The sequence below is a fragment of the Streptomyces sp. NPDC045968 genome, from assembly GCF_056430475.1.
Map to the genome: position 1 here is coordinate 129,000 of NZ_JBWKLF010000003.1, position 19,965 is coordinate 148,964.

Annotated in this window: 16 protein-coding genes and 1 pseudogene; 10 read left to right on the top strand and 7 right to left on the bottom strand. The window is 69.8% G+C overall.

Annotated features, from left to right (window positions below):
• Positions 1–77 precede the first annotated feature (77 nt).
• A pseudogene (locus tag AC07FA_RS09995) lies at positions 78–941 on the bottom strand (TadA family conjugal transfer-associated ATPase); the annotation flags it as partial.
• On the bottom strand, positions 938–2,074 hold the full coding sequence (ssd, locus tag AC07FA_RS10000) for a septum site-determining protein Ssd (RefSeq protein WP_479074424.1): 1,137 nt from the start codon (positions 2,072–2,074) through the stop codon (positions 938–940). The pseudogene AC07FA_RS09995 and the gene ssd, both read right to left, overlap by 4 nt.
• 499 nt (positions 2,075–2,573) lie before the next feature.
• Here ssd and AC07FA_RS10005 point away from each other — a divergent pair, with 499 nt between their 5' ends.
• Positions 2,574–3,413 carry an HAD family hydrolase gene (locus AC07FA_RS10005; protein WP_479074425.1) on the top strand — a complete coding sequence of 280 codons (840 nt, stop codon included), beginning with the start codon at positions 2,574–2,576 and terminating at the stop codon, positions 3,411–3,413.
• A 482-nt stretch (positions 3,414–3,895) separates the two neighbouring features.
• Here AC07FA_RS10005 and AC07FA_RS10010 read toward each other — a convergent pair whose 3' ends face one another.
• Positions 3,896–4,720, bottom strand: coding sequence for a Fic family protein (locus tag AC07FA_RS10010; protein ID WP_479074427.1), 825 nt, complete (start codon positions 4,718–4,720; stop codon positions 3,896–3,898).
• A gap of 102 nt (positions 4,721–4,822) precedes the next feature.
• Here AC07FA_RS10010 and AC07FA_RS10015 point away from each other — a divergent pair, with 102 nt between their 5' ends.
• Positions 4,823–5,818, top strand: a complete 996-nt coding sequence (locus tag AC07FA_RS10015) for an ATP-binding protein (RefSeq protein ID WP_479074428.1) — start codon at positions 4,823–4,825, stop codon at positions 5,816–5,818.
• A 98-nt stretch (positions 5,819–5,916) separates the two neighbouring features.
• Here the strand turns inward: AC07FA_RS10015 and AC07FA_RS10020 are convergent, their stop codons facing one another.
• Positions 5,917–7,254: a polysaccharide deacetylase family protein gene (locus tag AC07FA_RS10020; RefSeq protein ID WP_479074430.1), complete on the bottom strand. Its 1,338-nt coding sequence runs from the start codon at positions 7,252–7,254 to the stop codon at positions 5,917–5,919.
• Here AC07FA_RS10020 and AC07FA_RS10025 point away from each other — a divergent pair.
• The 7 genes from AC07FA_RS10025 to AC07FA_RS10055 all read left to right on the top strand — a co-directional run bounded on the left by AC07FA_RS10025 (position 7,226) and on the right by AC07FA_RS10055 (position 15,759).
• Positions 7,226–7,483, top strand: a complete 258-nt coding sequence (locus AC07FA_RS10025; RefSeq protein WP_479074432.1) for a hypothetical protein — start codon at positions 7,226–7,228, stop codon at positions 7,481–7,483. The genes AC07FA_RS10020 and AC07FA_RS10025 overlap by 29 nt on opposite strands.
• A 56-nt stretch (positions 7,484–7,539) precedes the next feature.
• A complete protein-coding gene (locus AC07FA_RS10030; RefSeq protein ID WP_479074433.1) occupies positions 7,540–10,071 on the top strand; it encodes a bifunctional SulP family inorganic anion transporter/carbonic anhydrase in 2,532 nt (843 codons plus the stop codon).
• A 205-nt stretch (positions 10,072–10,276) separates the two neighbouring features.
• Entirely contained in the window at positions 10,277–12,271 is a 1,995-nt protein-coding gene (gene acs, locus AC07FA_RS10035; RefSeq protein ID WP_479074434.1) for an acetate--CoA ligase, read from the top strand.
• Positions 12,272–12,463: 192 nt separating this feature from the next.
• Positions 12,464–13,906, top strand: a complete 1,443-nt coding sequence (gene nhaA / locus AC07FA_RS10040) for a Na+/H+ antiporter NhaA (protein WP_479074435.1) — start codon at positions 12,464–12,466, stop codon at positions 13,904–13,906.
• Between the two features lie 39 nt (positions 13,907–13,945).
• Positions 13,946–14,476, top strand: coding sequence for a phage holin family protein (locus AC07FA_RS10045; RefSeq protein ID WP_479074436.1), 531 nt, complete (start codon positions 13,946–13,948; stop codon positions 14,474–14,476).
• Positions 14,473–15,450, top strand: coding sequence for an alpha/beta fold hydrolase (locus AC07FA_RS10050; protein ID WP_479074437.1), 978 nt, complete (start codon positions 14,473–14,475; stop codon positions 15,448–15,450). The genes AC07FA_RS10045 and AC07FA_RS10050 overlap by 4 nt, the downstream gene beginning before the upstream one ends.
• 105 nt (positions 15,451–15,555) lie before the next feature.
• Positions 15,556–15,759, top strand: coding sequence for a hypothetical protein (locus AC07FA_RS10055; RefSeq protein WP_479074439.1), 204 nt, complete (start codon positions 15,556–15,558; stop codon positions 15,757–15,759).
• Between the two features lie 69 nt (positions 15,760–15,828).
• Here the strand turns inward: AC07FA_RS10055 and AC07FA_RS10060 are convergent, their stop codons facing one another.
• From AC07FA_RS10060 to nth, 3 genes are all read right to left on the bottom strand, one after another.
• Positions 15,829–17,028, bottom strand: coding sequence for a MarP family serine protease (locus tag AC07FA_RS10060; protein WP_479074441.1), 1,200 nt, complete (start codon positions 17,026–17,028; stop codon positions 15,829–15,831).
• Positions 17,029–17,127: 99 nt separating this feature from the next.
• Positions 17,128–17,880, bottom strand: a complete 753-nt coding sequence (locus AC07FA_RS10065) for an NUDIX hydrolase (RefSeq protein WP_479074443.1) — start codon at positions 17,878–17,880, stop codon at positions 17,128–17,130.
• Between the two features lie 93 nt (positions 17,881–17,973).
• On the bottom strand, positions 17,974–18,996 hold the full coding sequence (gene nth / locus AC07FA_RS10070; RefSeq protein WP_479074444.1) for an endonuclease III: 1,023 nt from the start codon (positions 18,994–18,996) through the stop codon (positions 17,974–17,976).
• Positions 18,997–19,225: 229 nt separating this feature from the next.
• On the opposite strand from nth, the gene AC07FA_RS10075 reads away from it, so the two are divergent.
• Complete coding sequence (locus tag AC07FA_RS10075) at positions 19,226–19,900, top strand: Crp/Fnr family transcriptional regulator (protein WP_014046869.1); 675 nt, start codon at positions 19,226–19,228, stop codon at positions 19,898–19,900.
• Positions 19,901–19,965: the final 65 nt, after the last annotated feature.

Sequence of the window (19,965 nt, forward strand, 5' to 3'; positions counted from 1 at the left end):
GAGTGTTCTTCTGTCACGCACTGCCGGAACTTAACAGAATGCCCTCTGACCTGCGAAAACGTCAGAGTTAGTTCGGTCAATACACCGCATCCGCCCTCGTGCCCTGTGTTCAGCGCGGCGAGCAGTTCAGTGACCTCGGCCCCTCGCACCTCCCCGACCACCAGACGGTCGGGTCGCATCCGCAACGCCTGCCGCACCAGGTCCCGCAGAGTCACACGGCCCGCGCCCTCCTGGTTGGCGGGGCGTGACTCCAGGCGCACCACGTGCGGATGGTCCGGCCGCAGCTCGGCGGAGTCCTCGGCGAGCACGATCCGCTCCCGCTCCCCGACCGCCCCCAACAGGCTCGACAGCAACGTCGTCTTCCCCGCGCCCGTCCCCCCGCTGATCAGATACGAGACCCTGGCCTCCACCAGGTCCCGCAGCAGCTGGTCCCCGCCCGGCGGCACCGTGCCGGCCTCGACCAGCTCCGTCAGCGCGAACGCTCTGGGCCGCACCACCCGCAAGGACAGACATGTCGAGCCGACGGACACCGGGGGCAGCACCGCGTGCATCCGGGTGCCGTCCGGCAGCCGCGCGTCCACCCAGGGCCGGGCATCGTCCAGACGCCGCCCGGCGACGGCCGCGAGCCGCTGCGCCAGCCTGCGTACTGCGGCCGCGTCCGCGAAGGTGACCCCGGTCAGTTCGAGCCCGCCGCCCCGGTCCACCCACACCCGGTCCGGCGCGGACACCAGCACATCGGTCACCGCGGGGTCGGCGAGCAGCGGCTCCAGCACCCCGGTGCCGACCAGCTCACCCCGCAACTCGCGGGCCGCGCCGAGCACTTCCGTATCGCCCAGGAGCCGCCCCTGGGCGCGCAGGGCCGCCGCCACCCCTGCCGGGGTCGGCGCCGCGCCGCTGCGGGCCAGACGCTGCCGCACGGCGTCGAGGAGAGCTTCCGTCATGACACACCTCCGCCGGGAAGCCCGGCGGCGAGGCTTCCGCCACCGGCGGCGCCCGCCTGCTCCCAGAAGGCCGTGCAGAACCGGGCCAGTGGCCCGCGCACCGCGCTCCCCGGTGGCGCACCGTCGTCCTGGGCCGCCGGAAGCCCGGCCTCCCAGGGCAGTTCGCCCACGAGCGGCAGTCCCAGCGCGTTGGCCACCCATCGCTCGTCGAGGCCCGCCGCGTACGGCCCCCGCGCGACGACCCGCAGGTCCTCCAGGACCATTCCGGCCATCGACGCCACCCGCTGGGCCGCCGCGACCGCCCTGAGTTCGCCCGGCACCACCAGGAGTCCGAGATCGAGCTGCGCCAGCGCCTCGGCCACGCCTTCGTCCACCCTGCGCGGCAGATCCACGACGACCACTCCGCCGAGTCTGCGCGCGGCGGCCAGCACCGCCCGCATGGCCTGCGGCGGGATGACCACCTCGTCCTCGCGGCCCCAGCTCAGCACCCGCAGCCCGTGCAGGGCAGGCAGCGAGTCCTCCAGCGCACCGCCGCCGACCCGCCCTTTGGACTGGGCGAAATCCGGCCACCGCATCCCATCGGCCCGTTCACCACCGAGCAGCACATCGATGCCACCGCCCAGCGGGTCTCCGTCGATCAGCATCGTCCGCCGGCCGGACCTGGCGGCGGTCACCGCGAGCGCACAGGCCAGCGTGGATGCGCCGGAGCCGCCCCTCCCGCCCATCACGCCGACGGTCAGCGCGGGACGGCCCACGCCCTCGGCCGCGTTGGCGATCTGATCGACGAGCCAGCCCTCCGAATCGGGCAGCCGCAGCACATATTCGGCCCCGATCTCCACCGCCTGCCGCCAGACGTCCGGTGCGTCCTGGTCCCGCCCGACGAGCATCACGCCGCGCCTGCGGGCAGCGCCACGGCATCGCGGGGCGGCGTCGTCGCCCACCAGAACCATCGGGGCCTGCTCCCAGCCGCCCCTTCGTTCGGGCGGCCCGTAATGAACTTCCGGCTCCGCTCCGGCCGCCGCGCAGAGCCTCAGCAGATCGTCGAGCAACTCCACGTCCTCGGTCACGATCAACGGCCCGCCCCGACGCCCTTCCGAGCTCGGCAGACCTTCTCGTGCGAACGATCCAGCCACGATCTCCGCCCCCTTCCCACTGCCCCCTCAGTACGGTTCGCGGCGATCTCGGAGCGTTCCGAGATGCGCGATTCCGGAACCCGCGGACTTCACGGGTGGAATCACCGTGCAGTGCTTCGGAAAAACATGTGGATCTTGATGCAAAACTGTGGACAACTTCAGCGTTGTGAATAACTCGGTAACCCATACCGGCGACTTCCGAGCGCAGCTCTTCCGTAACGCACCGTGACGAGGCAAACTGAAGAAAGTCCCGCGCCGAGCCGGGTCATCACGGCTGGGAGGAGGGCGGAGACATTGATCCCGGGCGGCCAAACCGCGTCCGGACATGCGACGACCCCCGCCGGGGGGGAGAGCGGGGGTCGTCCCCACGGCCGACTCGGGGGGGGAGGAGCCGGACCGGGTTAGCACGGTCGCGAACGATCCGTGACTTCCATGGTGTACCCGAGAGCCTTCTCAGGCAAACCCACACGCCAGAGTTTACGCCGAATGGTGGGCCCCTATGCTCAGCCTTGTGGAAAACTGCTTCTCGCCGCGCACAGCAGCCTTCTTTGACCTGGACAAGACGGTCATTGCGAAGTCATCGACGCTGACCTTCAGCAAGTCCTTCTACCAAGGCGGGCTGATCAACCGCCGCGCCGTACTGCGCACTGCGTACACACAGTTCGTCTTCCTTGCCGGAGGCGCCGATCACGATCAGATGGAGCGGATGCGCGAATATCTCTCCGCGCTCTGCAAAGGATGGAACGTCGAGCAGGTCAAGGAGATCGTCGCCGAGACCCTTCACGACCTGATCGACCCGCTCATCTACGACGAGGCCGCCACCCTCATCGAGGAGCACCACACGGCGGGCCGCGACGTGGTCATCGTGTCCACGTCGGGCGCCGAGGTGGTCGAGCCGATCGGCGAGCTGCTGGGCGCGGACCGGGTTGTCGCCACCCGGATGGTCGTCGGCGACGACGGCTGCTTCACCGGCGAGGTCGAGTACTACGCCTACGGGCCGACCAAGGCCGAGGCGATCAAGGCGCTCGCGGTGTCGGAGGGGTATGACCTCTCACGCTGCTACGCGTACAGCGACTCCGCGACCGATGTGCCGATGCTGGAGTCCGTCGGGCACCCGCACGCGGTGAATCCGGACCGCGCGCTGCGGCGCGAGGCGACCCTCCGGGAGTGGCCGATTCTCGTCTTCAACCGGCCGGTCCGACTCAAGCAGCGACTGCCCGCCTTCTCGATGCCCCCGCGCCCGGCGCTCGTGGCAGCGGCGGCGGTGGGCGCGGCAGCCGTGACCGCGGGACTGGTCTGGTACGCCAGCCGACGCCGCGCCACCACGCTCGCCGGCTGATCCCCCGCGGGGGCAGGCCGCGTCCGTCCCCTCGCGACGGCCCACGGCATTCGCCCTCCGCCCCCCGGTCCCGCCCGACTCACCCGTATTTGAACCTAAAAGTAAAGAAGTCCGGCCACCACTTTCCCTTCCTCCACCAGGGGAGTACAAAGGACTCAACGGCCCGCGAGACCAAGGACATCCGCGAGGATGACCTTCACACGCAAGTCGGCCCCACGGACCGCGCATGAAAGCCGAGCACCCACGCGACGTCGACCCGTCGATTACGGGCCAGCCGCACCAGGGCACGGGCGAAGTACCCGACCTGATGGGCATATATCGAGGACGCTTGGTAACCCGGCGGACATGCCAGCGGCGGTACCGGTTTCCGGTACCGCCGCAACCCTTTTCGGGGCCGTAACCGCAGCCCGTGAGCCCGCAGCCCGTGGACCCAGGCAGCCGTGGAACGCCGGTCGTCACGTGAAACGCCGGTCACCAGGGCATCAGGCAGCGCCGCGCTGCATCGCCTCGCAGACAGCCGTCGACTCCCGCACCCCCAGTTCCACCGCACGGCCGCAGTGTGCGATCCAGGCCGCCATGCCCTCCGGCGTCCCGGTCAGATAGCCCTCGAAGGCCGCCACGTACGCCGCTCGCCCCTGCTCCGCGTGGCCCACCTCGGCCGGGCAGATCGACTTCGGGTCGAGGCCGCTGCCGATGAGCACGATCCGCTCCGCCGTCCGCGCGACCAGACCGTTGCAGGAGCTGAAGGGACGCAGAGCCAGCAGTTCACCGTGCACGATCGCCGCCGAGACCAGCGCAGGCGCCGCGCTCCCCGCGATGATCAACTGCGACAGGCCTTCCAGCCGTCCAGCGACCTCGTCGGCGTCCGGTACCGGCGCCTCGATCAGCGGCTCTTCGACGGTCTCGCCTGCCAGTCGCGGCCGCCCGACGGCGTCATCGGGAGAGGCCCCGCCCGCCGCCACCAGGTGCAGCCGCGCCAGGACACGGAGGGGCGATTGCCGCCAGATGGAGAGCAGTTGCCCCGCCTCGGCGGTCAGCCGCAGGGCCGCGCCGATCGTGCGCGCCTCGTCATCACCTCTGAAGTCGGTGCGCCGGCGCACCTCCTCCAGATTCCAGTCGGCGCCAGAGAGCGCGGCCGAGCCGCGGGCGCCGCGCAGGGCCGCCTCCGCGGTGACCTCGTTGCTCCGGCGCCGCATGACACGGTGGCCGTAGACCCGGTCCACGGCCTTGCGTACGGAGTCCACGGCATCGGTGACGCCGGGCAGGGCAGCCAGCGCGGCGAGCGGGTCTGAGGCAGTCGTACTCATAAGTAGCGAGGCTACGCGCCCCCTACACCCTTACCGCCTTGGAGTGGTCTTCTTCACGAAGTGTGACAGCACACCGCGATCGTACGACTACCCTAGGTGAACATGAAGATCGCTTTCGTGGGGAAGGGCGGCAGCGGCAAGACAACGCTGTCCTCGCTCTTCATCCGCCACCTCGCTGCCAATGAAGCCCATGTCGTCGCGGTGGACGCCGACATCAACCAGCATCTCGGAGCCGCGCTCGGCCTCGACGAGGAGGAGGCCGCCGCCCTGCCCGCCATGGGCGCGCAGCTCCCCCTCATCAAGGACTACCTGCGCGGCAACAACCCCCGTATCGCCTCCGCCGAGACGATGATCAAAACGACGCCGCCCGGCGAGGGCTCGCGACTCCTGCGCGTCTGCGAGGACAACCCGATCTACGACGCCTGTGCGCGTACGGTCCGGCTCGACGACGGGGAGATCCGGCTGATGGCCACCGGCCCGTTCACCGAGTCCGACCTGGGGGTGGCCTGCTACCACTCCAAGGTCGGGGCGGTCGAGCTGTGCCTCAACCACCTGGTCGACGGCCCGGACGAGTTCGTGGTGGTCGACATGACCGCGGGCTCGGACTCGTTCGCATCCGGGATGTTCACCCGCTTCGACATGACGTTCCTGGTCGCGGAACCGACCCGGAAGGGCGTCTCGGTGTACCGCCAGTACAAGGAGTACGCACGGGACTTCGGCGTCGAGCTGAAGGTGGTCGGCAACAAGGTCCAGTGCCAGGACGACCTGGACTTCCTGCGGGCCGAGGTGGGCGACGACCTGCTGGTGGGCGTTGGCCACTCCGACTGGGTGCGCTCGATGGAGAAGGGCCGTCCCGCCCGGTTCGAGCTGCTGGAGGCGGACAACCGGATGGCGCTGCAGGCCCTGCAGGACGCCGCGGAGGATTCGTACACACAACGCGACTGGGATCGCTACACGCGTCAGATGGTCCACTTCCATCTGAAGAACGCGGAGAGCTGGGGCAATGCGAAGACGGGCGCCGACCTCGCCGCGCAGGTCGACCCCGCCTTCGTACTCGACGAGCGGTACGCGCAGACGGGCGTCGCGCAGCCCGCGTGACGGCGGCCGGACGAGGCCGCGGCCGGCGGGGTGTGCGGCATCCGGGGCATCAACGCCTCGGCCGCCACACGCCCCACCGGCCCGACGAGCCGCAGACGTCAGTCGGCGGACCGCTCACCCGCGGCGGACTTCGCGGCGGGCTCACCGGCTGCGGGCTTGGCGGCAGCGGGCTTGGCGGCCTGCTTGCCCTGACCCGTCGGGCCGAGGTAGGAGGCCCAGCTCGCCTTGGGCGCCTCGCCCACGCCGAGCGTGCCGAGCTTGGCCAGCGTCGCCGGGTCCTGTGCGTCGAGCCAGTCGGCGAGCTGCCGGAAGGAGACGCAGCGCACGCCCTCCTTGGTGCAGACGGTCTCGATGGTCTCCTCGATGGCGCGCATGTACGTGCCGCCGTTCCAGGACTCGAAATGGTTGCCGATGATCAGCGGGGCCCGGTTGCCGTTGTACGAGCGGTCGAACGCCTGGATCAGACCGTCGCGCATCTGGTTGCCCCAGTACTCGTGCTTGGCGGGGTCGCCCTTGGTCGTGCCGGACTGGTTGAACATGAAGTTGTAGTCCATCGAGAGGGTCTCGAAGGCTCGGCCGGGTACGGGGACGAGCTGGAGCGGCAGGTCCCAGAGGCCGTTCTTCTTCTTGGGCCAGACCTGGTTGCCGACGCCGCTGGAGTCGTACCGGAAGCCCATCGTCCGGGCTGCGGCGACCATGTTCTCCTGCCCTTCCAGGCAGGGGGTGCGACCGCCGACGAGTTCCTTCTCGTAGTCGAAGGGCAGTGGCGCCTCGGCCTTGAGTTCCGGGGTGTTCGACTTCCAGCTCTGGACGAAGGCCTTCGCCTGGCGGATCTCGCTCTTCCACTCCTCGACGGACCAGGTCCCGACTCCGCCGTCCTTGCCGCAGAAATGGCCGTTGAAGTGGGTGCCGATCTCGTTGCCGTCCTGCCAGGCGGCGCGCAGTTCGGTGAGGGTGTCGCGAATGCCCTTGGTGTCGTTGAAGCCGATGTCCGAGCGGCCCGCCGAGTGCTGGGGCGGGTTGTAGAGGTGCCGCTTCTCCTCCGGCAGCAGGTACACGCCACTGAGGAAGTACGTCATGGTCGCGTTGTTCTTCTTGGCCACGCCGCGGAAGTGTGAGAACAGCTTCTGACTGTCCTCACCCGCTCCGTCCCAGGAGAACACCACGAACTGCGGGGGCTTCTGACCGGGCGCCAGGCGCTTGGGGGCGGGAAGTTTCGGCTGCCGCCCGGTGAAGGCGGTGGAGCCGTCGCCGATGAGCTGCACCTTGTTCTTGGGGGCTGCGGCCGGGGCGTCCTCCTTCGGGCCGTTGGCCCCCTTCTCGGCGCCGGAACCGGCTGCCCCCGAACCCGCACCGGAGCCGGCACAGCCCGCCAGGCCCGCGACCAGTGCCGTCGCCATGACACCCATGACGATCTTCTTCGTGGCGGCCATCATCCGCCTCACCCTCTTCCTTGCAGGTTATGTGCGTCGAAGTGCCGACACGGCGCGGCCAACGTCGCACGCAGGCCGAACGAACCCGGACGACAGGCCGAATGAAAAGCTGCATATTCACCTGATTGGGTGGCTCAAAGGACCATTTGCCCTAGATCATGGACACATCTCTTTACTCTGCATTACGATTCGTTTACTGAGAGTTGAGAAATCCCGCCGCTGCACGCCGTGACCCACGGCCGCGTCCCCCACGTTCCGCGACCGCGCTGCCCCGGAGGAGACGGGAACATGTCTGCATGCGTCCCCACCCGTAATGACCACACATCCCGCAGTTCCCGCCCTTCCCGGGCCTCGGGATTCAAGCGACCACACAGCCCGCCACCGCCGCCCGGCGGACGCCGCTTCCGCATCGCCGGCGCCGACCTGTCGGCGTCGATCACCGTGTTCCTCATCGCAGTCCCCATGTCGCTCGGCCTCGCCGTCGCCATGGACGCCCCACTCGAGGCCGGCCTGGTCTCCGCGGCCATCGGCGGAATCGTCGCCGGGCTGCTCGGCGGCACCCCTCTTCAGGTCAGCGGCCCCTCCGCCGGACTGACCGTCGTCACCGCCGAGTTGATCCAGATCTACGGCTGGCGGACCACCTGCGCGATCACCATCGGCGCCGGGCTTCTACAGATCCTGCTGGGCTCCCTGAGAGCGGCCCGCAGCGCGCTCGCCGTCAGCCCCGCCATCGTGCACGGCACGCTCGCCGGGATCGGTGTGGCCATCGCGCTGGCCCAGCTGCACATCGTGCTCGGCGGCTCGCCCCAGAGCTCCGCCGTCGACAACGCCCTCGCTCTGCCCGCGCAGTTGGAGCGGATCAGTCCCGCCGCCCCGCTGATCGGCTCGCTGACCATCGCCGTCCTGGTGCTGTGGCCACGCCTCCCGGGACGTGCCGGTCACGTGGTGCGGAGAATTCCGGCGGCGCTGGCCTCCGTGGTGATCGCGACCGCGGTCGCCGCCCTGGCGACCCCGGGGATCGCCCGGGTCGACCTGCCGTCCTGGCGCTCGCACGCCCTGCCCGAAATGCCGCAGGGCCCCGTTCTCGCCCTGGCCACCGCGGTGTTCACCGTCATGCTGGTGGCCAGCCTGGAGTCCCTGCTCGCGGCGGTCGCCGTGGACAAGATGGCGGCGGACCGTGCGGCAGACCGTTCCCGGGGCGGGCCGTCCGGCCACGAGGCGGTCAGGCGTTCCGATCTGGACCGCGAGCTGCGGGGCCAGGGCATCGCCAACTCGCTGGCGGGCCTGCTCGGCGGGCTGCCGATCTCCGGTGGAGCGGTGCGCAGTTCGGCGAACGTACGGGCCGGGGCGACCGGCCGGGCGGCCACGGTGCTGCACGGCCTCTGGGTGCTGCTGGCCGCCGCCCTGCTGGTCACGGTGCTCGAATGGATTCCGCTGGCCGCGCTCGCCGCCCTGGTCATGATGGTCGGCATCCAGATGGTGAGCTTCGCCCACATCCGTAACGTCCACAAGCACCGCGAATTCCTGGTGTACGGAGCGACGATCAGCGGCGTCGTCCTCTTCGGGGTGCTGAAGGGAGTGGCGCTCGGCGTCGCGGTGGCGGTGGCCGTCGCACTGCACCGCCTGGCCCGCACGAGGATCACCGTGACGGAGCAGGAAGGGCGCCATCTGGTGACGGTCCGCGGGCAGTTGACGTTTCTGGCCGTGCCGCGGCTGAGCAGGACGCTCGGCCAGCTACCCCCCGGCGTCGATGCGATCGTCGAGCTGGACGGCTTCTTCATGGATCACGCGGCGTTCGAGGCGATCCAGGACTGGCGCAGCGCCCAGCTCGCCCAGGGTGGACGCGTCGTCTTCACCGGCAGGTCGGGCGGCCGGGTCGCCGAGCCCGCGGCGGCTGCGCACTCCTGCTGCCGCCCCTGGACCCCCTGGCGCAACCACCACTGCCACGACCGTGCCGAACACGCCGCCGCAGCCACCACCGGGGGTACGCCGCAAGACGCCACGGGCGGGGGTAAGTCCGGGCCGGGGGATGCCGACCGCGTCGGTGGGACGGATCAACCCAGCAGCCCGAGCACGGGGGACGTGACGACGGGTGGAGCCCCACGCCCCGCCGGAGCCCATCGCCTGCTCAACGGTCTCAGTTCCTTCCAGCGCAACACGGCACCACTGGTGCGCGAGGAGTTGGCCCGGCTGGCCGCCGAAGGCCAGCGGCCCTCCCAGCTCTTCATCACCTGCGCCGACTCCCGGCTGGTCACCAGCATGATCACGTCGAGCGGCCCCGGCGACCTCTTCACCGTGCGGAACGTGGGCAATCTCGTCCCGCCGCCGGACACGGAGACCACCGAGAGCGGAGACGACTCGGTGGCCGCGGCCATCGAGTACGCGGTGGATGTGCTGAGGGTCGAGTCCATCACCGTCTGCGGACATTCCGGCTGCGGTGCCATGCAGGCGTTGCTCGGCTCCGAACCGCGCGCGCCCCGGACACCTCTGTGGCGGTGGCTGCGGCACGGTCTGCCGAGCCTGGAGCGGATGGCGTCGCGTGACCACTCCTGGGCCCGGATCTCCGGACGGCTGCCCGCCGACGCGGTGGAACAGCTCTGCCTCACCAATGTGGTCCAGCAGTTGGACCATCTGCGGGCCCACGAATCGGTGGCGCGCAGGCTGGCGGAAGGCACGCTGGAACTGCACGGCATGTACTTCCACGTGGGCGAGGCACAGGCGTATCTGCTGGCCGAGGGGGCCAGTACGGGTACGGGCACCGACGAGGTCTTCGACCGCGTCGGCCCCGGAGCCGACCTCAGCACCGCCCTCGACGCCTGACGGAGCGGCACGTTCGCCCGAACCGCAGGCCTGCCTGAACCACACCCCCGCCCGGTCCGTGAGACCTTGTGGTCCCGCTTCCGCCTCGCACCCGCCTCGCACCCGGCTGCGTACGGAAGCGGGATCTGTGGCCCCATACACGAGAACACAGGTCTAAACCAATTCCCGGCAGACACTTGTCACCCGGCCTTTGGCCTGATGAGCTATGCCCCGGGACACAACGGACACCCTGGGACTGGGAGAAGTCGTGAGCAACGAAAGCCTCGCCAACCTGCTTCGGGAAGAGCGGAAGTTCGCTCCGCCTGCCGAGCTGGCCGCCGACGCCAATGTCACAGCGCAGGCGTACGAGCAGGCCGAGGCGGACCGGCTGGGCTTCTGGGCCGAGCAGGCCCGCCGCCTGACCTGGGCCACGGAGCCGACCGAGACGCTCGACTGGAGCAACCCGCCCTTCGCGAAGTGGTTCGCGGACGGCAAGCTCAACGTCGCGTACAACTGCGTGGACCGCCACGTCGAGGCGGGTAACGGCGACCGGGTCGCCATCCACTTCGAGGGCGAGCCCGGCGACAGCCGCGCCCTCACCTACGCGGAGCTGAAGGACGAGGTCTCCCGCGCCGCCAACGCCCTCACCGAACTCGGTGTCGTCGCGGGCGACCGGGTCGCCGTCTACCTGCCGATGATCCCCGAGGCCGCTGTCGCGATGCTGGCCTGCGCCCGCATCGGCGCCGCGCACTCGGTCGTCTTCGGCGGCTTCTCCGCCGACGCCATCGCCGCGCGCATCGAGGACGCGGACGCCAAGGTCGTCATCACCGCCGACGGCGGCTACCGCCGCGGCAAGCCCTCCGCGCTCAAGCCCGCGGTGGACGACGCCGTCTCGCGTATCGCGTCGGTCGAACACGTCCTCGTGGTGCGGCGCACCGGACAGGACACGGCGTGGACCGAGGGCCGCGACGTCTGGTGGCACGAGATCACCGCCCGGCAGTCCGCCGAACACACCCCCGAGGCATTCGACGCGGAGCACCCGCTCTTCATCCTCTACACCTCGGGTACGACGGGTAAGCCCAAGGGCATCCTGCACACCTCCGGCGGCTACCTCACCCAGGCGGCCTACACCCACCACGCGGTCTTCGACCTCAAGCCGGAGACCGACGTCTACTGGTGCACCGCCGACATCGGCTGGGTCACCGGCCACTCGTACATCGTCTACGGGCCGCTGGCCAACGGCGCCACCCAGGTCATGTACGAGGGCACGCCCGACACCCCGCACCAGGGGCGTTTCTGGGAGATCGTGCAGAAGTACGGCGTCACCATCCTCTACACCGCGCCGACGGCGATCCGTACGTTCATGAAGTGGGGTGACGACATCCCCGCCAAGTTCGACCTGTCGTCGCTGCGCGTCCTCGGTTCGGTCGGTGAGCCGATCAACCCCGAGGCGTGGATGTGGTACCGCAAGCACATCGGCGCCGACAAGTGCCCGATCGTGGACACCTGGTGGCAGACCGAGACCGGCGCGATGATGATCTCGCCGCTGCCCGGCGTCACGGCGACCAAGCCCGGTTCGGCGCAGCGCGCGCTGCCCGGCATCTCGGCCACCGTCGTCGACGACGAGGCCCGCGAGGTCCCGGACGGCGGGGGCGGCTACCTCGTCCTGACCGAGCCGTGGCCGTCGATGCTCCGCACCATCTGGGGCGACGACCAGCGCTTCCTCGACACCTACTGGTCACGCTTCGAAGGCAAGTACTTCGCGGGCGACGGCGCCAAGAAGGACGAGGACGGCGACATCTGGCTGCTGGGCCGGGTCGACGACGTCATGCTCGTCTCCGGGCACAACATCTCGACCACCGAGGTCGAGTCCGCACTCGTCTCGCACCCGGCGGTCGCCGAGGCCGCCGTCGTGGGCGCAGCCGACGAGACGACGGGCCAGGCCATCGTGGCCTTCGTGATACTGCGTGGCACGGCCACCGCTTCGGACGAACTGGTGGCGGACCTGCGCAACCACGTGGGCACCACGCTCGGCCCGATCGCCAAGCCCAAGCGGGTCCTGCCGGTCGCCGAACTGCCCAAGACCCGCTCCGGCAAGATCATGCGCCGTCTGCTGCGCGATGTCGCCGAGAACCGCGAGGTCGGCGACGTCACCACGCTGGCCGACTCGACGGTGATGGACCTGATCACGACGCAGCTGCCCTCCTCGTCCGAGGACTGACAGCCACCGCATCACTGACAGCCACCGCACCGAGGGGCACCCGGCAACGAGCCGGGTGCCCCTCGGGCATTTAGTCTGAAGATCGTTCGATACGGCTCCGGTACCCCCAGGTACAGTGATGACTCCGTCAACAACGTCATAAGAAATCTCCACTAGGTGCGCCGGGAAGTCTGGTCGGCAAGTGCTCCAGCCATGCCCCGCTGCCGTACCGACCCGGAGGTCTCCACCGTGGCCGCGCCCACTCCCACCCCGCCCTCCCCCCGCCGCACCGTCCTCGGCCGCCTTTCCCTGCCCGAGCGGAACTACGTCGCCGAAGCGCTGCGCACCGAGACGGTCGGCGGCATCATCCTGCTGGTCGCCGCCGTGGCCGCGCTGATCTGGGCGAATACCTTCGGGGGAAGTTACGAGTCGGTCAGCCACTTCCACCTCGGTCCCGAAGCACTGGGACTGAACCTCTCCGTGGCCCACTGGGCCGCCGATGGCCTTCTCGCCGTCTTCTTCTTCGTCGCCGGTGTCGAGCTCAAGCGTGAACTGGTCGCGGGCGAACTGAAGGACCCCAGAGCGGCCGCCCTGCCGGTCATCGCCGCGCTCTGCGGCATGGCCGTCCCGGCCCTCGTCTACACCCTGACGGCCGTACTCGGCGGCGGAACCCTGGCCGGCTGGGCGGTCCCCACCGCCACCGACATCGCCTTCGCCCTCGCCGTGCTCGCGGTCATCGGCACCTCGCTGCCCTCCGCCCTACGGGCGTTCCTGCTCACCCTCGCCGTGGTCGACGACCTCTTCGCGATCCTGATCATCGCGGTCTTCTTCACCGACAGCATCGACTTCATGGCGCTCGGCGGAGCGGTCGTGGGCCTGGTCGTCTTCTACTTCCTGCTCCGTGCCGAGATCAAGGGCTGGTACATCTACGTACCGCTGGCCCTGGTCATCTGGGGGCTGATGTACAACAGCGGTGTCCACGCGACCATCGCCGGTGTCGCCATGGGTCTGATGCTGCGCTGCACGACGCGTGACGGCGAGGCGCACTCCCCCGGGGAGCACATCGAGCACCTCGTCCGCCCGCTGTCGGCCGGTTTCGCCGTACCGCTGTTCGCGCTGTTCTCCGCCGGCGTCTCCCTCCAGGGCGACGCCGTCGCCGGCGTCTTCACCCAGCCCGAAACGCTCGGTGTCGTCCTCGGCCTCGTGGTCGGCAAGACCGTCGGCATCTTCGGCGGGACCTGGCTCGCCGCCCGCTTCACCAAAGCGGAGCTCAACAAGGACCTGGCCTGGGCCGATCTCTTCGCCGTCGCCTCGCTCGCCGGTATCGGCTTCACCGTCTCACTGCTCATCGGGGAACTCGCGTTCGAGGGCGAGGGTGAGACGGTCAACGAGATCAAGGCCGCCGTGCTCATGGGTTCCCTGATTGCGGCCGTACTCTCCGGTGTACTCCTCAAACTGCGGGTACGCAGATACCGGGCCCTCTACGACGCCGAGGAGCTCGACGAGGACGAGGACGGCGTCCCCGATGTCTACGAGCAGGGCAATCCGGAGTACCACCTCCGGATGGCCGCGATCCTCGAAAAGAAGGCCGCCGAGCATCGCCGTCTGGCCCGAGCGGCGGGGGCAACGAGCAACAGGACGGACAGTCCGGCATGATCTGACACCGGATGTGTTGAAGAGGAGAGGGAGTCAGGGATGAGCGACCCCGGCAACTACGCGGGCAATGGCGACCGCAGTCTCGGACAGTTGGTCGCCGCGGCGACGTCCGAGATGTCGGCACTGGTGCACGACGAGATCGCACTGGCCAAGGCGGAACTCCGCCAGGACGTGAAGCGTGGCGCGGTGGGCGGTGTGGCCGGCGCCATCATGGGGGTGCTGTTCCTGGCCTCGATCCCCATGTTCAGCTTCGCGCTCGCCTACTGGATCCACAGTTCCGGTCTCGGGCTGGCCTGGTGCTTCCTGATCGTCGGCGGCGCGTACATCGTGGTCGGCGCGCTCTTCGCGCTGCTCGCGAAGATCAAGTTCGGCCAGCTCAAGCCGCCGGAGAAGTCCATCGCCTCCGCCAAGCAGACCGCCGCCGTCCTCCAGGGCGTCAAGCCCCACCCGCGGCCCGAGCCCCTGCCCGGTACGGCCCGCACGACGTTCGGCAGCACCCCCTCGGACAAGGCCATCGAAAGCCGCCCGGTCCAGGACAAGGCGTCCACTGTGGCACGCTCGTCCACATGACGGTCCCTGATTCCAGTGCGTTCGCTCCGGCAGCAGGCCCTCTGGGCCAGGCCGGTTCCGGCAGTCCCGTACGCCTCGACGGTCCATGGACCCACCGGGACGTGGCGGCCAATGGTGCCCGCTTCCACATCGCCGAGCTGGGCGACGGGCCCCTGGTGCTCCTGCTGCACGGCTTCCCGCAGTTCTGGTGGACATGGCGCCACCAGATGACCGCCCTGGCCGACGCCGGGTTCCGTGCCGTGGCCATGGACCTGCGCGGGGTCGGCGGCAGCGACCGTACGCCCCGGGGGTACGACCCCGCCAACCTGGCTCTCGACGTCACCGGCGTGATCCGCTCGCTGGGTGAGCCGGACGCGGCGCTGGTCGGCCACGACCTGGGCGGCTATCTCGCCTGGACCGCCGCCGTCATGCGGCCGAAGCTGGTCCGAAGGCTCGTGGTGTCCTCGATGCCGCACCCGCGCCGCTGGCGCTCCGCGATGCTCTCCGACTTCGCGCAGTCCCGGGCGGGGTCCTACGTCTGGGGTTTCCAGCGGCCGTGGCTGCCGGAGCGCGGGCTCGTCGCCGACGAGGCGGCCCTCGTGGGCCGGCTGATCACGGAGTGGTCGGGGCCTGGAACCGCGGACTTCCCCGACGACAAGACGCTGGACGTCTACCGGCGCGCGATGTCGATCCCGTCGACGGCACACTGCTCGATCGAGCCGTACCGCTGGATGGTGCGGTCCATGGCCCGGCCGGACGGCGTCCAGTTCAACCGGCGGATGAAGCGGCCGGTGCGCGTACCGACGCTGCATCTGCACGGTTCACTCGATCCGGCGATCCGTACGCGGAGTTCCGCCGGGTCCGGCGAGTACGTGGAAGCGCCGTACCGTTGGCGACTTTTCGACGGTCTGGGGCACTTCCCCCACGAGGAGGACCCGGTGGGTTTCTCGACCGAACTCATCAACTGGCTCAAGGACCCCGAACCCGACCGCTGACACAGGGGCACACGTGTCCGACGAACAGCCAATTGCCTGCCGCATAGGCCAATTGGCTGACTTCCCCACGATTACCGACCTTGGGTGCCGGGCAGACGTCGGGGTATGGGCTGGACGCACGACTTCGGTGACGCAGCACGCAACCGCCGCTCGACCGCAACGGTCGGTCCGAGCACTCACGAGGGGGGCGGCCCGCAGGGCCGGGTGCACGAAGTGTATGACTTTCATGATCCCCAGCTTGGAATTCCGCGCATTCTCCGCCGCCGGGCCCGCTGGGTCTCGGCGCGGCTGCGTCATCCCCGGGGATGACGCGGTCCCCTTCCCACACCAGGACTCGCAGGCCCAGGGCCTGTCCGGCGGCTCAGGGCCGGGCAGGCCCTAGAGCGCGCAACTCTGGCTGTCGACCTGCTGGTTCGCACTCCGGCCGCGCTCGATGTCCTGGCGGATCTCGTCGACCGTCAGCGCGTATCCGGTGTCCGGGTCGTCGAGGGACTTGGCGAACACCACTCCGTACACCTGTCCGTCCGGAGTGAGCAGCGGGCCACCGGAGTTGCCCTGCCGCACGGTCGTGTAGAGCGAGTACACATCGCGGCGGACCGTGCCCCGGTGGTAGATGTCCGGGCCGTCGGCGTCGATGCGCCCGCGGACGCGGGCGGAGCGTACGTCGTAGGCGCCGTTCTCCGGGAAGCCCGCGACGATCGCGCCGTCACCGGTCTCCGCGTCGCCGCCGGCGAAGCGCAGGGGCTTGGCCTCGAGGTCCGGCACGTCCAGTACGGCGATGTCGCGCTGCCAGTCGTAGAGCACGACCTTCGCGTCGTACAGCCGGCCCTCGCCGCCGATCTGGACGGTCGGCTCGTCGACTCCGCCCACGACGTGGGCGTTGGTCATGACGCGGCGGTCGGAGAAGACGAAGCCGGTGCCTTCGAGGACCTTGCCGCAACCGGGAGCCATGCCCACGACCTTGACGATGGACTTCTTGGCACGGGCGGCGACGGGGCTGCCGGCCAGGGCCGGGTCCGGGGCGCTGACCTCGGTGATGGGCTCGTTGGCGAACGGGCTGAAGACCTGAGGGAAGCCGTTCTGCGCGAGCACCGAGGAGAAGTCGGTGAACCAGGTGGACGCCTGATCGGGCATCACCCGTGAGACGCCGAGAAGGACCTTGGAGTTACGGACCTCCTTGCCGAGCGTGGGCAGCGATGTGCCGGCCAGTGCCGAGCCGATCAGCCAGGCGACCAGGAGCATCGCCACGACGTTGACCAGGGAACCGCCGGTGGCGTCCAGAGCGCGCGCGGGCGACCACGTGATGTGCCCGCGGAGCCTGTTGCCCAGGTGGGTGGTGAACGCCTGGCCCGCCGAGGCGCACACGATCACGATGATGACCGCGACAACGGCGGCCGTGGAGGAGACCTCGGAACCGTCGGTCGCCTGGTCCCAGATGAACGGCAGCAGATACACGGCGACGAGTCCGCCGCCCAGAAAGCCGATCACCGACAGGATGCCGACGACGAAACCCTGGCGGTAGCCGATGACCGCGAACCACACGGCGCCGACCAGCAGCAGGATGTCCAGCACGTTCACCGTCTCTAGCCTCGCAGATTCGTCACCTGGCCCGTCGTCCGTCCGACGGGATCCGGGCCGGGCCGGAGCAGCGCAGCACGGGATGGAGCAGTCAGCCTGTCATGGGCGCCAGTCGAGCGGCACCTGTCTGGTCGGGTCCCAGGGGCGCTCCCAGCCCGCGTAATGCAGAATCCGGTCGATCACACCGGCCGTGAACCCCCAGACGAGGGCGGATTCGACCAGGAACGACGGCCCCGGATGGCCGCTGGGGTACACGGTGGTCACGCGGTTGGCCGGGTCCGTGAGATCCGCCACGGGGACCGTGAAGACCCGGGCGGTCTCGGCCGGGTCGACGACGCCGATGGGGCTCGGCGCCCGCCACCAGCCGAGAACGGGCGTCACCACGAAGCTGCTCACCGGGATGTACGTCCGGGGCAGCACGCCGAAGAGCTGGACGCCCCGCGGATCGAGCCCCGTCTCCTCCTGCGCCTCCCGCAGCGCGGCCCTGAGCGGCCCGGTGGTCGCCGGATCGCCGTCCTCGGGGTCCAGGGCGCCGCCGGGGAAGGACGGCTGGCCGGCGTGGGAGCGCAGGGAGCTGGAGCGTTCCATGAGGAGCAGTTCCGGGCCGCGTTCGCCTTCGCCGAACAGGATCAGGACGGCGGACTGGCGGCCCGCACCGCTCTCGGGCGGCAGGAAGCGGCTGAGCTGCTGGGGCCGGATCTTCCGCGCCGCGCGGGCGACCGGGTCGAGCCAGTCGGGCAGCCCCTCGGTGGTGACGGGGACCAAGTCGCCGTGGGGCGTGCCCGGTCCGTCACCGGCGGGCGAGTCCGTCCCCGCGGTCGGAGCGGACCGCGTGCTCTGCGCGTGCGTCATATGCACCCCCTCCGTTTCACAACGCCTGTCATCGGCCATTTCGTTCCGGGGCCATTTCGCTCGCTTCGATACGGGCCGGGCCGTTCCCGTCCCTCATTCGGCCCCGAGGGGCGGTGCCGGTTTGCCCGGGTAGTCGGGCGGAGGGCTGAGGCGCTGGCCCGGGTAGCCGCCCATCTCGTACTTCAGGAGCTTGCTCGCCTTCTCGGGGTCCGTCTCCCCTTCACCGTACGAAGGACAGAGCGGCGCGATGGCGCAGGCGCCGCAGGCGGGCTTGCGGGAGTGGCAGACGCGCCGGCCGTGGAAGACCACGCGGTGGGAGAGCATCGTCCACTCGCTCTTCGGGAAGATCGCGGCCACGTCTGCCTCGACCTTCTCCGGGTCCTCCTGGTCGGTCCACTTCCAGCGGCGGACCAGCCGGCCGAAGTGCGTGTCCACCGTGATGCCGGGGACCCCGAACGCGTTGCCCAGCACGACGTTGGCGGTCTTGCGGCCCACGCCGGGCAGCGTCACCAGGTCGACGAGCCGGCCGGGGACCTCGCCGCCGAAGTTGTCCCGGATGGCGGTCGAAAGGCCTATCAGCGACTTGGTCTTGGCCCGGAAGAAGCCGGTCGGCCGAATGAGCTCTTCCAGTTTTTCCGGAACGGCCGCCGCCATGTCCTCAGGGGTCGGGTAGGCGGCGAACAGCGCGGGAGTGGTCTGGTTGACCCGCAGGTCGGTGGTCTGCGCCGAGAGCACGGTGGCGACGAGAAGCTCGAAGGGGTTGCGGAAGTCCAACTCCGGATGGGCGTACGGATAGACCTCGGCGAGCTCGCGGTTGATCCGGCGCGCGCGGCGCACCATGGCGAGGTGCGATTCCGGTTTCGCCGTCTTCGCGGGCTTGGCCGTCTTCGGGGGCTTGGCCGCCCTCGTCGACCCGGTCGTCTTCGTCTCCGCCACCGCCTTCGTCTCCGTCACTGGCCTCTCCGTCTTCACTGCCCTCGTCGTCTTCACTGCCTTCGTCGTCTTCCCTGCCTTCGTCGCGGGCTGCCCCGCAGTGGTCTCGTCCGGGTGTTTTGTGGCATTTGCGGGGCGACGTGCGAACTGTTCGCCCACAGCGGAATCAGGGCCTTCCGACACCCCATCAGCCCCCTCGACCTGTGCTCTCACCGGCATTCTGGACACCCGGCCAGCCTAGAGCCCGGCACTGACATCCGCCCCGGTCACTGCGCATCCGCGCCCAATCGGCCCCCTGCCGTACGGTCCGGCACGTCCGTGCGTCAAACTGGTTTGTGATTGATCGCACTGTTTTACCGTCCGGCATCATGGGGACCACGGTTCCCTGAACAGGCCGACAAGGAGAGAACTCGTGGACGACGTTCTGCGGCGCGCCCCGCTTTTCGCGGCGCTCGATGATGAGCAGGCCGCGGAGCTCCGCGCCTCGATGAGTGAGGTGACCCTCGCGCGCGGCGACGCGCTGTTCCACGAGGGCGACCCGGGCGACCGCCTGTATGTGGTCACCGAGGGCAAGGTGAAGCTCCACCGCACCTCCCCCGACGGGCGCGAGAACATGCTGGCCGTCCTCGGTCCCGGCGAGCTCATCGGAGAGCTGTCGCTCTTCGACCCGGGCCCGCGCACCGCGACGGCGACGGCCCTGACCGAGGTCAAGCTCCTCGGCCTCGGGCACGGCGACCTCCAGCCCTGGCTGAACGCCCGCCCCGAGGTGGCCACCGCGCTTCTGCGTGCGGTCGCCCGGCGGCTGCGCAAGACCAACGACCAGATGTCCGACCTGGTCTTCTCCGACGTACCGGGCCGTGTCGCCCGTGCGCTCCTCGACCTGTCGCGCCGCTTCGGCGTGCAGTCGGAGGAGGGCATCCACGTCGTGCACGACCTGACCCAGGAAGAGCTGGCCCAGCTGGTCGGCGCCTCCCGCGAGACGGTCAACAAGGCGCTCGCGGACTTCGCCGGACGCGGCTGGCTGCGCCTTGAGGCGCGCGCGGTGATCCTGCTGGACGTGGAGCGGCTGGCGAAGCGCTCACGCTGACCCCGCACCTGTGCGAAGGGCCCCGCCGGACGGCGGGGCCCTTCCGCGTTCCCGGTCGCCCGCGA

Coding starts and splice junctions, on each gene's coding strand:
- AC07FA_RS10005 (WP_479074425.1), top strand. CDS start 2,574: ATGCTCAGCCTTGTGGAAAACTGCTTCTCGCCGCGCACAGCAGCCTTC.
- AC07FA_RS10010 (WP_479074427.1), bottom strand. CDS start 4,720: ATGAGTACGACTGCCTCAGACCCGCTCGCCGCGCTGGCTGCCCTGCCC.
- AC07FA_RS10015 (WP_479074428.1), top strand. CDS start 4,823: ATGAAGATCGCTTTCGTGGGGAAGGGCGGCAGCGGCAAGACAACGCTG.
- AC07FA_RS10025 (WP_479074432.1), top strand. CDS start 7,226: ATGACGATCTTCTTCGTGGCGGCCATCATCCGCCTCACCCTCTTCCTT.
- AC07FA_RS10020 (WP_479074430.1), bottom strand. CDS start 7,254: ATGATGGCCGCCACGAAGAAGATCGTCATGGGTGTCATGGCGACGGCA.
- AC07FA_RS10030 (WP_479074433.1), top strand. CDS start 7,540: ATGTCTGCATGCGTCCCCACCCGTAATGACCACACATCCCGCAGTTCC.
- acs (WP_479074434.1), top strand. CDS start 10,277: ATGCCCCGGGACACAACGGACACCCTGGGACTGGGAGAAGTCGTGAGC.
- nhaA (WP_479074435.1), top strand. CDS start 12,464: ATGCCCCGCTGCCGTACCGACCCGGAGGTCTCCACCGTGGCCGCGCCC.
- AC07FA_RS10045 (WP_479074436.1), top strand. CDS start 13,946: ATGAGCGACCCCGGCAACTACGCGGGCAATGGCGACCGCAGTCTCGGA.
- AC07FA_RS10050 (WP_479074437.1), top strand. CDS start 14,473: ATGACGGTCCCTGATTCCAGTGCGTTCGCTCCGGCAGCAGGCCCTCTG.
- AC07FA_RS10055 (WP_479074439.1), top strand. CDS start 15,556: ATGGGCTGGACGCACGACTTCGGTGACGCAGCACGCAACCGCCGCTCG.
- AC07FA_RS10065 (WP_479074443.1), bottom strand. CDS start 17,880: ATGACGCACGCGCAGAGCACGCGGTCCGCTCCGACCGCGGGGACGGAC.